13 protein-coding genes are annotated in these 13,577 nt (G+C 36.6%); 1 reads left to right on the top strand and 12 read right to left on the bottom strand.

The features are described 5' to 3' along the window. Nucleotides 1-2: 2 nt before the first annotated feature. From GH741_RS10335 to rpsU, 3 genes are all read right to left on the bottom strand, one after another. Entirely contained in the window at nucleotides 3-1,328 is a 1,326-nt protein-coding gene (locus GH741_RS10335; protein ID WP_420809396.1) for an NfeD family protein, read from the bottom strand. A 314-nt stretch (nucleotides 1,329-1,642) separates the two neighbouring features. Beyond that, the gene (locus GH741_RS10330) at nucleotides 1,643-2,089 is read right to left on the bottom strand and encodes a GatB/YqeY domain-containing protein (RefSeq protein WP_153736712.1); all 447 of its coding nucleotides are present in this window, start codon (nucleotides 2,087-2,089) and stop codon (nucleotides 1,643-1,645) included. Nucleotides 2,090-2,110: 21 nt separating this feature from the next. After that, nucleotides 2,111-2,284, bottom strand: coding sequence for a 30S ribosomal protein S21 (gene rpsU, locus GH741_RS10325; protein ID WP_153736711.1), 174 nt, complete (start codon nucleotides 2,282-2,284; stop codon nucleotides 2,111-2,113). Nucleotides 2,285-2,490: 206 nt separating this feature from the next. Between rpsU and GH741_RS10320 the strand changes: the two genes are divergently transcribed. Beyond that, nucleotides 2,491-3,414, top strand: a complete 924-nt coding sequence (locus GH741_RS10320) for a Na/Pi symporter (protein WP_170287609.1) — start codon at nucleotides 2,491-2,493, stop codon at nucleotides 3,412-3,414. A 41-nt stretch (nucleotides 3,415-3,455) separates the two neighbouring features. Here GH741_RS10320 and deoC read toward each other — a convergent pair whose 3' ends face one another. The 9 genes from deoC to hemW form a co-directional block, all read right to left on the bottom strand. Continuing rightward, entirely contained in the window at nucleotides 3,456-4,127 is a 672-nt protein-coding gene (gene deoC / locus GH741_RS10315) for a deoxyribose-phosphate aldolase (RefSeq protein WP_153736709.1), read from the bottom strand. 110 nt (nucleotides 4,128-4,237) lie between these two features. Beyond that, nucleotides 4,238-5,590 carry a tRNA (N(6)-L-threonylcarbamoyladenosine(37)-C(2))-methylthiotransferase MtaB gene (gene mtaB, locus GH741_RS10310; RefSeq protein ID WP_153736708.1) on the bottom strand — a complete coding sequence of 451 codons (1,353 nt, stop codon included), beginning with the start codon at nucleotides 5,588-5,590 and terminating at the stop codon, nucleotides 4,238-4,240. Between the two features lie 5 nt (nucleotides 5,591-5,595). Beyond that, entirely contained in the window at nucleotides 5,596-6,351 is a 756-nt protein-coding gene (locus GH741_RS10305) for a 16S rRNA (uracil(1498)-N(3))-methyltransferase (RefSeq protein WP_338079349.1), read from the bottom strand. Between the two features lie 18 nt (nucleotides 6,352-6,369). Then, a complete protein-coding gene (prmA, locus tag GH741_RS10300) occupies nucleotides 6,370-7,308 on the bottom strand; it encodes a 50S ribosomal protein L11 methyltransferase (protein ID WP_153736707.1) in 939 nt (312 codons plus the stop codon). 82 nt (nucleotides 7,309-7,390) lie between these two features. Beyond that, complete coding sequence (gene dnaJ, locus GH741_RS10295) at nucleotides 7,391-8,509, bottom strand: molecular chaperone DnaJ (RefSeq protein WP_338079348.1); 1,119 nt, start codon at nucleotides 8,507-8,509, stop codon at nucleotides 7,391-7,393. Between the two features lie 182 nt (nucleotides 8,510-8,691). Beyond that, nucleotides 8,692-10,530: a molecular chaperone DnaK gene (gene dnaK, locus GH741_RS10290; RefSeq protein ID WP_153736706.1), complete on the bottom strand. Its 1,839-nt coding sequence runs from the start codon at nucleotides 10,528-10,530 to the stop codon at nucleotides 8,692-8,694. 31 nt (nucleotides 10,531-10,561) lie between these two features. Beyond that, nucleotides 10,562-11,113, bottom strand: coding sequence for a nucleotide exchange factor GrpE (grpE, locus tag GH741_RS10285; protein ID WP_338079347.1), 552 nt, complete (start codon nucleotides 11,111-11,113; stop codon nucleotides 10,562-10,564). Between the two features lie 193 nt (nucleotides 11,114-11,306). Next, on the bottom strand, nucleotides 11,307-12,329 hold the full coding sequence (gene hrcA, locus GH741_RS10280) for a heat-inducible transcriptional repressor HrcA (RefSeq protein ID WP_153736705.1): 1,023 nt from the start codon (nucleotides 12,327-12,329) through the stop codon (nucleotides 11,307-11,309). A gap of 77 nt (nucleotides 12,330-12,406) precedes the next feature. Next, entirely contained in the window at nucleotides 12,407-13,564 is a 1,158-nt protein-coding gene (gene hemW, locus GH741_RS10275; RefSeq protein WP_153736704.1) for a radical SAM family heme chaperone HemW, read from the bottom strand. Nucleotides 13,565-13,577 lie beyond the last annotated feature (13 nt).

Genomic DNA, 13,577 nt, shown 5'->3' with positions numbered 1-13,577 from the left:
ATCTATTTATTTATTTCTCGAACAACAATCCTAGATCCTTCTGTTTTAATAATTTTCAGATCTGTATCGGCTTGAATAAAAGCTCCCTCAGAAACTACATCAAGGCGCTCATCATCAAAAACAGCAGTTCCGGAAGGTCGAAGAGGTGTTACTGACTTTCCTTCTAACCCAATCAATTCTAGACGATTTACAGATGAAACATAGCCTTTTTCGGTTGAAGTAGAATCACTCAAAATAACGTGTCTGAAGATTCCTTTTTTCATACCCACTTTCCTAAACAAAATTACTGAAACAATAATGGAAAGAAGTAGTGCAATTCCTATGCTCATGGCCATATGCCCCATATCACTACCTGATAGGAAAAGCGAGCCTACCACTGCTGCTATTCCGATTATTCCAAGGATTCCACCTGGAACAAACAACTCGGTAACAATCAACGCAATTCCTATTACTAACAAAATTATCGCTTCATAACCAGCTAGTCCAGCAATAATATGACCATAAAAGAATAACACTAACGACACCAGCCCTATTGAACCGGGAATACCAAATCCGGGTGAATATAGCTCAACAATCAGTCCGATACTTGCAAGTGATAATAGAATAGGAACAACTACCGGGTTAGTAATGAACCTTGCTATCTCCTCGGAAATTGTAGTTTCCATTTCTACAATGGTTGCCTGGTTTAATTCCAAATGATTTAATAATTCAGTACGATGATTAACAATAGCTACCGCATAGCCTATTTCAACTGCAGAAGTGGGATCAAGAGTTAAAAATTCACCTTCTGGTGCACCATATTCAGGTAAATCAACATCAGGATCCGACATAGCTAATGCATAAAGTGGATCCCTACCTTTGGATTCGGCAGCACTTTTCATAGCAGCAAACCATGCTGATTGAGCTTTCATATCTGCTGCATTCCCGTCTGCAGTGATTACCCCACTAGCCCCCATTGTTGCCTGAGGTTTCATGTAAATATTGTCCGTATTCAAGGCAATATAAGAACCAGCAGATAATGCTCGATTCGTAACAAATGAGGTTGTCGGAATTTCTAAATCTTGGAGGATTTCAGCAATGTTTCCTGCAGCATCAACTCTTCCACCTGGAGTATTAATTTCAAATATTATATGGTCCGCGTTTTCAACTGTTGCTTCTTTGGTAGTTCTGCTTAAAAACGCTTCCAATCCTCTTTCTACTTCTTTCTCAATCGGAATTACATAGACTAATTTACCTTCACCATTTTCAGCTGCATTTACACTCATGCCTAGATTTTCACTGAAGAAGGATAAAAAACTAGTTATCACTATTAAAATAGTAAAAATTATTTTATTCACTACTAGCCTCCTTTCGCATAGTTACTATACGTAAAAACTATTTAGCAGGTTTCATAATGATTAAAATTCCCAAAAGTAAATTAAAAACACGGATTTTTTTATGTAATGTTAATTCCTTAATTATTTGTTGCGACTGATTAATAAACTTTCATCAAATAAATCAAGGCGTCCTAGCTTTTACTGAGACTTAGGTTAAATAATAATCCCTTGCCACACACGTGACAAGGGATCCTCATTGTTATCAGCATATATTGTCTGGAGTATATGCTGATAATATAATAGATTTGATCAGCTTGTATGGGATTTTAAGATAGGTGTTTCTGCACTAACTGATTTACTTGCGCACCATCAGCTTTACCTTTAACTTTAGGCATTAAGGCAGTCATCACTTTACCCATATCTTTTTTGGTTGATGCATCTACTTCTTTAATTATTTCTAGAACAATTTGTTCAAGTTCTTCTTGAGAAAGCTGTTTTGGCATATATGCTTGTAAAACTTTTATTTCATCGTCAAGTTTCTCTACAAGATCATTGCGTCCAGCTTCTTTAAATTCAAGGAGGGAATCTTTCCGCTGTTTTAACTCTCGAGTCAAAACAGTGAGTTCTTCTTCTTCAGATAATTCGCCTTTCCCCAGTTTTATAGCATCGTTCTGGATAGCTGCTTTTACCATACGAATGACATTTTTAGCTGTAGTATCCTTATCTTTCATCGCTTGCTTCATATCCTGGTTTAGACGCTCTGCTAATGACATAATTCCTTACACCCTCTTCAATTACTTACGCTTTCGAGCTGCCTCAGACTTCTTCTTACGGCGCACACTTGGTTTTTCATAAAATTCTTTCTTACGATAGTCAGCCAATGTACCAGATTTAGATACACTGCGTTTAAAGCGACGAAGAGCATCCTCAAGAGACTCGTTTTTACGAACGCGAGTTGTGTTTGACATGCTAATTTCCCTCCCTCCGAAGCATCAACAAGATTGTAACGACATATGTAATAGTACACATGTCTAACGACAATTATAATATAATGTATTTTTTTGGTCAACTTTTTTTCAAATGCTATTTATTTTTTAAGAAATCTCGTTACAAATCACACGAAAATAATCATGTTTATCATCCTTGTCCATACAATGATATAGAGGTGAACAATGTGACAGATTTACTATCTTTAACAGCAGTATTCATCATGTTATTTTTTCTTGGGATGAGTATCTTAAAAGTGGGTTTGTATCAACTTTCATTTGAAAAAATGCAATTTTTACTTACAAAATTTACTCAAAATATTTATCTAGGAATAATTACCGGGATAGTAACCACTGCTATTTTGCAAAGCAGTTCCTTAATAATGGTGTTAACAATAGGGTTTGTTAGTATAGGATTTTTAACATTCAAACAATCCATTGGTATTATGTTTGGCGCTAATATTGGCACAACGATGACTGGTGAATTACTGACTTTTACCTTTATCCCAGAAATCTCCTTCGTGATTGTTGGTGCCATTATGCTTCTAATAAATAATAGAATTATATTTGGAGTCGGTGCGATTGTATTCGGACTTGGTACAATCTTTGTTTCATTAGAAGGATTTGAATCGTTATCTTATTACATTACTCAAATGCCTGCCCTTTCACAGACTATTAGCTTTACAAGTTCAGAACCCAAAATTGGAGTTTTAGTAGGAGCAGTAGTTAGTGCAATCATACAATCCTCTAGCGCAACAATTGGTATAACTATGAGTTTTTTAAACGAAGAGATATTACAATTAACCCCCTCCATTGCAATTGTTCTTGGAGCAAATATTGGTACATGCTTTACCTCTGTTTTAGCAATGATTGGTTCAAAAAGGGAAGCTAAATTGGTTGGGATGGCCCACATATGGTTCAACATCATTGGGGTTTTACTCTTCTTACCTTTCCTTAGTTGGTTAACTGACATTGCTGAAATTCTTGCTGTGGATCCTAAGCAACAATTAGCTCATATTTCTGTCCTATTTAATATCCTGACTGTTCTAATATTTTTGCCTTTTATTCAATTATTTGAAGCATTTATTAGACTGCTACATAGCACAAAATAAAGCTAAGGAACAGATCCAACTTAAATCTGCTCCTTAGTCTTTTAATAATCTGATGTACCTGTTTCACCTGCAATGATTTGCACCCCGGCACTTGCGCCGATTCGCGTTGCTCCAGCCTCAATCATTGCTTCAGTTGATTGACGATCTCTAACCCCTCCTGAGGCTTTCACACCCATCTCAGGTCCCACAGTTCTTCTCATTAATGCTATATCCTCAACAGATGCACCGCCCCCGGAGAAACCTGTAGACGTTTTTACATAATCTGCTCCAGATTCCTTGGCGATCTCACAAGCCCTGACCTTTTCTTCATCAGTTAGAAGTGCAGTTTCTATTATGACTTTGGTTAGTGCATTATCTTTTGCAGCATGAACTACAGCCCTAATATCCTTTTCTACTGTTCCGTAGTCGTTGGATTTCAGAGCTCCGACATTTACAACCATATCTATTTCTGTTGCTCCGTTTTTAATTGCATTTTCTGTTTCAAATACTTTCGTTTCCGTAGTTGTTGCACCTAATGGGAATCCTATTACCGTACAAACTTTAACATCTGTATCTTTTAAACGCTCGTAACAATATGATACCCAATACGGATTCACACAAACAGAAGCAAATCCACTTTCTATAGCTTCTCTAATTATTTCATCAATTTTATTATTGTCAGTATCAGGTTTAAGTTGAGTATGATCGATCATTTTTGCTAATTCTTTATTCATAATTATTAACCTCTTCCTCTCAAGTATACGCCTACCGATGATAGCTAGATCGCGGTTGGTTAAACGAGTTTATCAACATCAGTTAAGAAAAAACCCAGCATATGCTGGGTTTACGATGAAACTCCTATTTTATTATTTATATTTTCTTCTTCCATTATACGAACAAATTGCCCCTTGTTATATGGATATCCTGCTTGAGTAATTTTCACTCTGACTATTTTCCCAATTAATTCGTCTTCACCTTCGAATTTTACCTTTAAATAATTATCTGTATAACCGACCAAAATACTGTTGTTCTCCTCAGATTGCTCCTCTGGTATAACATCAAGAACTTCTCCTTCGTATTGAGATGCATATTCCTTGGCTAGCTGATTAGATAATTCGATCAAACTGTGAACTCGATCATTTTTCAGGTCATTGTCCACTTGATCCAACATTCGAGCTGCTGGTGTGCCCGTACGTTTAGAAAATGGAAAAACATGAAGTTCAGAATAACCTATTTCCTTTATGAAGTTATATGTTTCCATGAACTCCTCATCCGTCTCACCAGGAAATCCAACAATTACATCTGATGTAATAGCTAAACCTGGTAATGCTTGTTTAATTCTATCTATCCTTTGTTTGTAGAAATCCGGAGAATATTTACGCCTCATTCGCTCCAAAACAGACTTAGATCCAGACTGTAATGGAATATGTAAATGACGAACTATCTTTTGTGACTGGTCTAATACATCAATCACTTCATCAGTTATTTGACTAGCCTCAATCGAGGAGATTCGAATTCGCTTTAATCCTTCCACTTTTGTTTCCAATTCTCTAAGTAGTTGTGCAAAATTAAAATCTTTCATATCCTCGCCATATCCCGCAGTATGAATGCCTGTTAACACTATTTCTTTATAGCCGGCATCAACTAACTGCTGTGCCTGTTTAAGAACATTTTCAGGTTCTCTAGACCTTAATAATCCACGTGACCACGGAATAATACAAAATGTACAGAAGTTATTACATCCCTCTTGAATTTTTAGAGATGCACGCGTCCTATCGGTAAAAGCTGGAACATCCATCTCTTCAAACACACGATTTTTCATGATATTGGATACACCGTTAATTGGAAGTCGGAACTTTTTGTGTTCTTCTATATATTCAATCATCTTTCCGCGATTCTGTGTTCCTACCACCACATCAACACCTGGAATTTCCATAACTTCCCCGGGTGATGTTTGTGCATAGCAGCCCGTAACACAAACTACTGCCTCAGGATTTTTCCGAATTGCTCGACGAATGACTTGTCTGCTTTTTTTGTCCCCAGTATTAGTAACTGTACACGTATTAATTACATAGACATCAGATTGACGGTCAAACTCAACTCGTTCATAGCCTTCAGCCTTAAACTTTTGCCATATTCCTTCTGTCTCATAATGATTCACTTTACAGCCTAACGTATGAAATGCCACTGTTGGCATTTTCATCACCTCAATTCTTCAAAATGATAAGAAATACTTGATAACAAATACAAAGGCGCTGTTTCTGTTCGAAGGATTCTAGGACCTAGTCTCACAGAATGAAAACCTGCTAGCTTCAATGCATCAACTTCATCTATTGTATATCCACCCTCAGGTCCAATACAAGCCAAGATTCTTTGAGTTGGTTCTATTTCGTTTAGTACATCACTTAATCGTCTGAAACTGTCTGAGCGTGCCTCTTCTTCGTAAGCAAAGAGTTTTACATCGTACTTTTCACTACAATCTAGCAACTGTTTAAAACTGTAGATTGATTCAACAGGTGGAATGTGAGTACGGTGGGATTGCTCGCTAGCTTCCTTTGTTATTTTATTAAATCGTTCAAGTTTTTTAGCTATTTTTTTCTGATCCCATTTAACTACAGATCGTTCCGCTTGAAAAGGGATAAATGCAAATGCTCCTAGTTCAGTTCCTTTTTGTAAAATAAGATCCATTTTATCACCTTTGGGTAGTCCTTGGGCAATGGTCACATTTATAGGTAACTCTACTACCTCATTTCGCCATTCGATAGGAGAAACAATAATACTGTCGTTAACCAGTTGGTCAATGATGCATGTAGCAGCTCGACCGTCTGGATGATTACAAATAAGTTTATCCCCTACATCCATTCGCATCACTCTAGTGATGTGATGAACATCGTTACCAGTGATCGTGACTTTTTCATCATTTGACCAATTTGATTTAGAAACAAAATAGCGTTGCACTAGGAGCACCTGCTTTCCTTACATTTTCTTAGCAATAATTGCTATCCAATCTTCCATTTGGGTTAACTCAATAATCTCAAAACCAGCTGCAGCAAGTGCATCTTTAACTTGTTGTTTTTTCGCCTGGATAATTCCAGAAGTTATAAAAAGTCCGCCGGGTTTCAAGCAATTATATGCATCTTTTTCAAATCGCATAATGATTTCAGCTAAAATATTAGAAACGATTACGTCAACTTGTTGATTTACATTAGTTAATAAGTTATTTTGCTTAGCATATATTTTATCTTCTACTTTATTTAATTTTGCATTCAAGATTGTACTTTTAACGGCGATTTCATCTAAATCATAAGCAAATACTTCTTTAGCGCCCAATAAGATAGAAGCTATACTTAAAACTCCAGATCCTGAACCAACATCTATAATGGTTTGATCTTTAGTTAGGTACCGCTCTAAAGCTTGAATACTTAACACAGTAGTTGGGTGTGTCCCAGTTCCAAATGCCATCCCTGGATCAAGTTCAATAATTAGTTCATCGCTAGAAACAGGCTTGTAGTCCTCCCACGTTGGGGTTATTGTTACTCTTTCTGATATTTTGACCGGCTTATAATACTTTTTCCAAGCCGTGGCCCATTCTTCTTCATTAATTTCACTTAAAGTTATTTCATTGCTTCCTATGTCGATATCATATATAAGTAGGTTATTTACAGCCTGTTTTATCTCATTAACGGTTTCACCTAAAAAACTATTCATCGCTAAATATGCTTTAATATAAACTCCGTCTTCTGGATAATCATTTGGATCTAGTTCATAGATTTCACCAAAAACTGATTCACGTTCTTTGATTAAATCATTCGGATCTTCAATTACAACCCCACTTGCTCCTGCTTCGTGTAAGATATTTGAAATCGGTTCAATTGCCTCATTGGTTGTATGAATACACAACTCAGACCATTTCAAAAGATCAACTCATTTCATCTGTATTTTCCTATCAAAAAAACAAACCTAAAACTTTATTTGATATTCATAGCTGATAGATAGCTTATTCTCCTTTAAAAGCTCTCTTCACACGTTGAAAAAAAGTATCCTCTTGTTCGTCTGCTGGTTGCTTCCCACTAATATCATGGAATTCACGTAACAATTCTTTTTGACGATCAGATAAATTAGTCGGGGTTACTACTCTTATCTTGACATGCTGGTCTCCTTGGGCGTAACCACGAACATTCGGTGCACCTTTTCCTTTTAATCGGAATGTCTTACCTGTCTGCGTTCCAGCTGGAATCTTTAACTTTACTCTTCCATGTACAGTTGGAATTTCAACTTCATCACCTAGTCCAGCTTGGGTAATTGTAATTGGCATTTCACAGAAAATATGGTCACCTTCACGTTTATAAAACTCATGAGGTCTGATTTGTACAACAACGTATAAATCACCTGCTGGACCACCATTCACTCCCGGCTCACCTTGACCTGATACTCTTATCTGTTGACCCTCATCAATACCAGCTGGAATATCAATATGGATTTTCTTGCGTTTTTTAACTTTACCAGCTCCACCACAAGTATTACATTTATCAGGAATGATTTTCCCAGAACCTTGACAATAATGACATACTCGCTTATTTACAACTCGACCGAACGGTGTGTTCTGTTCCATATTTAATTGACCAGATCCATTACAATGTGTACACGTTTTAGGTTTAGTACCTGGTTTTGCACCAGACCCATCACATGTCTCACATGTCTCCTCTTTCGGTATTTCTATGTCAGTATCTTTACCGAAAATTGCTTCTTCAAACTTTAATGTCATTGTGTATTGAAGATCAGCTCCTTGTCTTGGAGCATTTGGATCGCGACGTCGGCCTCCTCCGCCAAAGAACATGTCGAAAATATCTCCAAATCCACCAAAGTCTTCTGCTCCTCCACCGAAACCTTGACTTTGTGGACCTGTATGGCCAAATTGATCATATTGAGCTCGTTTCTGCTCATCACTTAGCACTTCGTAAGCTTCCTTAGCTTCCTTAAAATTGTCCGCTGCATCATCTTCTTTATTAACATCTGGATGATATTTTCTTGCTAATTTCCGATATGATTTTTTTATTTCTTCTTTTGATGCATCCTTAGAGACACCAAGTATTTCATAATAGTCTCGTTTACTCACTTGACAATCACTCTCCCGACTCTCTTATTGCATAGGCATAGAGTTTATAATAACACTGAATCTATTTGATGAGCAAATGAATCAATCTTCATGTATTAATTCATAAGTATTTTAAAACGTGTAAAAAAGCCAAAGCCAAGAAATTCCTGACTTTGACTTCTTACAAGTTCATCGGCTATAAATTATTTCTTCTTTTCATCATCTTCGTTTACTTCTTCGTAATCTGCATCAACTACATCTTCGCCTTCTTGCTCTCCAGCTTCAGCACCTGCTTCTGCTTGTGCATCTGCTTGGGCTTGCTCATATAGCTTTACAGAAAGGGCTTGGACTTGTTCTTCAAGAGCCTCTTTCTTTTGCTTAATGTCATCAAAGTCTTCACCTTCAAGCGCTTTTTGAAGTTCTTCTTTAGCTGTTTCTGCAGTTTGTTTTTCTTCATCGGAAACTTTGTCACCAAGGTCTTTTAGAGTTTTATCTGTTGAAAAGATCATTTGGTCTGCTTCGTTACGTAATTCAATTTCTTCACGACGCTTTTTATCAGATTCTGCATTTTCTTCGGCGTCCTTTACCATTTGTTCTACCTCTTCATCTGAAAGACCAGAAGAAGATTTAATTGTAATAGACTGTTCTTTATTCGTTCCCAAATCCTTAGCTCTTACATTAACAATACCGTTAGAGTCAATGTCAAAAGAAACTTCAATTTGAGGTACACCACGTGGTGCCGGTGGAATATCAGTCAACTGGAAACGTCCAAGCGTCTTGTTATCCGCAGCCATTTCACGTTCCCCTTGTAATACATGAATATCAACAGCAGTTTGATTGTCTGCAGCCGTTGAGAACACTTGTGAGTGACTAGTAGGAATCGTCGTATTACGCTCAATCAACTTTGTAGTTACGCTTCCCATTGTTTCGATTCCTAGAGAAAGAGGTGTCACATCAAGAAGGACAACATCTTTTACATCCCCTTGTAAAACACCTGCTTGAATAGCAGCACCTAGTGCAACTACCTCGTCAGGGTTAACCCCTTTAGATGGGTCTTTACCAATTTCCTTCTTAATTGCTTCTACAACAGCTGGGATTCGAGTAGAACCACCAACTAAAAGCACCTTATCTATATCTTTAGCTGCAATTTTAGCATCTTTTATCGCTTGACGAGTAGGACCCATTGTACGCTCAACCAATCCAGCAGAAAGTTCATCAAATTTCGCTCTAGTCAGGCTTATTTCTAAGTGAAGCGGTCCAGCTTCGCCTGCAGTAATAAATGGTAATGAAATTTGTGTTTGAGCGACACCTGATAAGTCTTTCTTAGCTTTTTCAGCTGCATCTTTTAAACGCTGAAGAGCCATTTTGTCTTTTGATAAATCTATTCCATTTTCTTTCTTAAATACTGCTACCAAATGGTCAATGATTACTTCATCAAAGTCATCCCCACCAAGGCGATTATCACCTGCAGTAGACACAACTTCAAATGCGCCATCACCGATATCAAGGATAGATACGTCAAACGTACCACCACCAAGATCATAAACTAAAATTGTTTGATCCTGATCACCTTTATCTATACCGTAAGCAAGTGCTGCAGCAGTCGGCTCGTTAATAATACGTTCCACTTCAAGACCAGCTATTTTACCAGCATCTTTAGTAGCTTGACGTTCCGCATCATTAAAATAAGCAGGTACAGTAATAACTGCTTTATCAACTGTTTCTCCTAAATAATCTTCTGCATACGATTTAATGTATTGCAAAATAATTGCAGAAATTTCCTGAGGTGTATGTTCTTTTCCTTCAATTTCCACCTTATAGTCTGTACCCATATGACGTTTAATTGACTGAATAGTATTTGGGTTAGTAATTGCTTGACGCTTTGCAACCTCACCTACTTGACGTTCACCATTTTTAAAAGCTACAACAGAAGGCGTGGTGCGGTTCCCCTCTGGATTTGGAATAACCTTTGATTCTCCACCTTCCATTACAGCAACACATGAATTTGTTGTACCTAAGTCAATACCAATAATTTTTCCCATGACTTTTTTCCTCCTTTACTACTTATGTAATTTATTGATTTACTTTTACCATTGCCGGACGGATTACTCGGTCCTTTAACTTGAAACCCTTCTGTAGTTCCTCTAAAACAATATTAGACTCATATTGATCATCCTCAACCTGCATAACTGCTTGATGCAAATGAGGGTCAAATTCCTCACCAGTTGTTTTAATTTCCTCGACACCTTCTTTTCCTAAGGCATCTGTTAATTGACGATATACCATCTTAACTCCTTCAACGAAACTGGAAGTAGATTCATCGTTTACTTCTATACTCAAAGCTCTCTCGAAGCTATCTACTACTGGAAGAAGTTCAGTTACTAGCGCTTGCGATTTATATTTTCTATCGGCTTCTTTTTCTTTCTGTGTACGTTTACGGAAATTGTCGTACTCAGCTTGTAGCCTTAATAAACGTTCACGCATTTCTTCTTTTTCTTGTTTTAAATTCTCTAGTTCTGAATCCACTGTTTCATTCTCTGCAATTTCTTCAGTTGTCTCATCAACTAGCTCTTGTTCAGCATCCTCAACAATTTCATCTTCATTGACTTGTTTTTTCTCTTCCACGATGGTCACCTCCTCAGAATTTCTTTTTCAAACCATTGTTGAATATATCATGATTACTATTTAAAAGAAATTAATTCAATTTATCCCCTTGGATAATTAATAAAACTTGACAGTGAGTAGTATATCCAACTCAACAAAGGAAGAGTTAAGTAAAAATTTCCCACGCTATCCATCTACACCCTAAACTCTTTTATTAATACCAGGAGTGAAATGTGTTCGTTAGCCTTTTAGAAAGAATATTTAACAAAGTAATTACTTTAGAATATTCCATTCTAGTAGGACCTAATAAGGCAATTGTACCCATTTGGCGATCGCCTAAAGAGTAAGTTGCTGTAATTATGCTACAATCCTGCATTGCATCTATCTTATTTTCTTGACCAATAGATACTTTTATACCATCTTTATCAGAACGTAACATTTCAGCCATTTCCTCTTCTCTCTCAATCATTGAAAAAAGTGACCTTATTTTATTTACGTCCTTAAATTCTGGTTGCATTAAAATATTAGTTTTTCCACCAACATATAGCTTTACTGGCTGTTCATCAAATAACGCAGCCTTTAGGTAATGATAAGCTGTTTCAAAATCACTCGTATAGGTTTTTAATAAATATGAGATTTCTGTGTATAACTTCTCATGCAACTGAATGATCGGTACTCCTGCAAGCCGCTCATTTAAAATATTAACTAACTTTTCCAGATCACTAGACTGTATTTCAACAGGAACATTAAATGATCGATGCTCAACGTGACCGGTATTTGTTACCAGAATCGCAACTGCAGTCTGCGAAGATAAACTAATTATTTGTAGCTGCTTTAACTTAGTTTCGAACACTTCCGGACCCAAGATGATTGAGGTGTAGTTGGTCAAGTCCGAAAGTACTTTTACCGACTTTTGGACTACCTGTTCAAATTCTACCATTCCCTTGTCAAACGTATGTGTAATAATACTTTTATCTGCGTTTGAAAGGCGGAAAGGAGATAATAAATGATCAACATAAAACCGATATCCCTTTTCAGACGGAACTCTACCTGATGACGAGTGTGTTTTTTCAATAAAACCCAACTCTTCCAAATCAGCCATCTCATTTCGAATGGTTGCCGGACTGAAAGACATTCCGTCTTTTTTCGAGATTGCGCGCGAACCAATTGGCTGAGCAGTTTGAATAAATTCATCAATAATAACTTGTAAAACGAGTATTTGTCTATTTGATAACATCGATGATCACCTCTGTTAGCACTCTTATCTAACGAGTGCTAAATCTATTATTAAATTATCAAAAGCAACTGTTCTTGTCAATCGGAAAGCTTAAAAGTTTTTTCGTCTATTAAAAATTCCTGAAATACTTCATTACCAAACAACATTCCATCCTCAGTCAAATACAGGTAGTCAGTTGTTTCCCTAACCCAACCCTTTTGTTTCAAATTAGTTATTGCTTCAGGATAAACCTGATTCATTTCTAGTTGGAATTTTTTTATGAAATTACTTTTCGAAACACCTTTTGTTTTTCTTAGACCTAGAAACATTTCTTCTTCTATTTGTTCTTTTTTCCCAATTTCTTCTATGTGCAACACTGGCCGACCATCCTCATTTGCCTTTTTTAAATATGCGGGAAAGGGACGTAAATTAATGATTCTTTTTCCAGGTAAGTATCCATGAGCACCCGCACCAAAGCCAAAATAGTAATCGTTGTTCCAGTACGTTAGATTATGCAAGCTTTCAAAACCTTCTTCGGCGAAATTGCTGATTTCATACTGAAATTTACCATGCTTGTTCATCTCATTACGAAGTAAATCATACATGTCTGCTTCAGTTTCTTCTTTAGGCTTGTGCAATTTACCTTTCATATAACGTTGGTAGAAGACTGTTTTCGGTTCAATTTGTAAAGAGTATGCAGAATAATGAGGAAGATCGAACGACAACGCTTCTTCGATTGTTTGTTGAAAATGAGCAATTGATTGATTTGGAAGACTATATATCAAATCAATACTAATATTAGTAATCCCATGCTGAGTTAAAGAATCGATGTTTTGATATACATCCTTAATACGATGTAGCCTACCCAGTTGTTCTAACATCTCATCGTCAAAAACTTGTACACCCATTGAAATTCGCTTTACTCCATATGCCTTAAGCAATTTTATTTTCTCTTCATCTAAATCTCCAGGATTAGCTTCAAAGGAGTATTCCTCACACTGATCGACTTCAAAATGATCAGCAATAATTTTAAGTAAACTTTCCAACTGGCGATAATTTAGAGCTGTTGGTGTCCCGCCACCAACAAAAATTGTTTTCATTTTAAGTTTCGGGTTAGTTATTGATGTGGATATCTCTTTTTTTAATGCCTCAATATACTCATCAGCCATTTTTTCTTCATAAAAGAATTTAGTAAAGTCACAATAATGACAAATCTTTTCACAAAATGGTATATGGATATAAACAGATGAAACCATAACGAATTCTCCT

This window comes from Aquibacillus halophilus, assembly GCF_009649745.1.
Lineage (GTDB): Bacteria > Bacillota > Bacilli > Bacillales > Amphibacillaceae > Aquibacillus > Aquibacillus halophilus.
The sequence above is the reverse complement of the archived record's forward strand: the minus strand, read 5'-3'. Positions and strand labels throughout refer to the sequence as shown.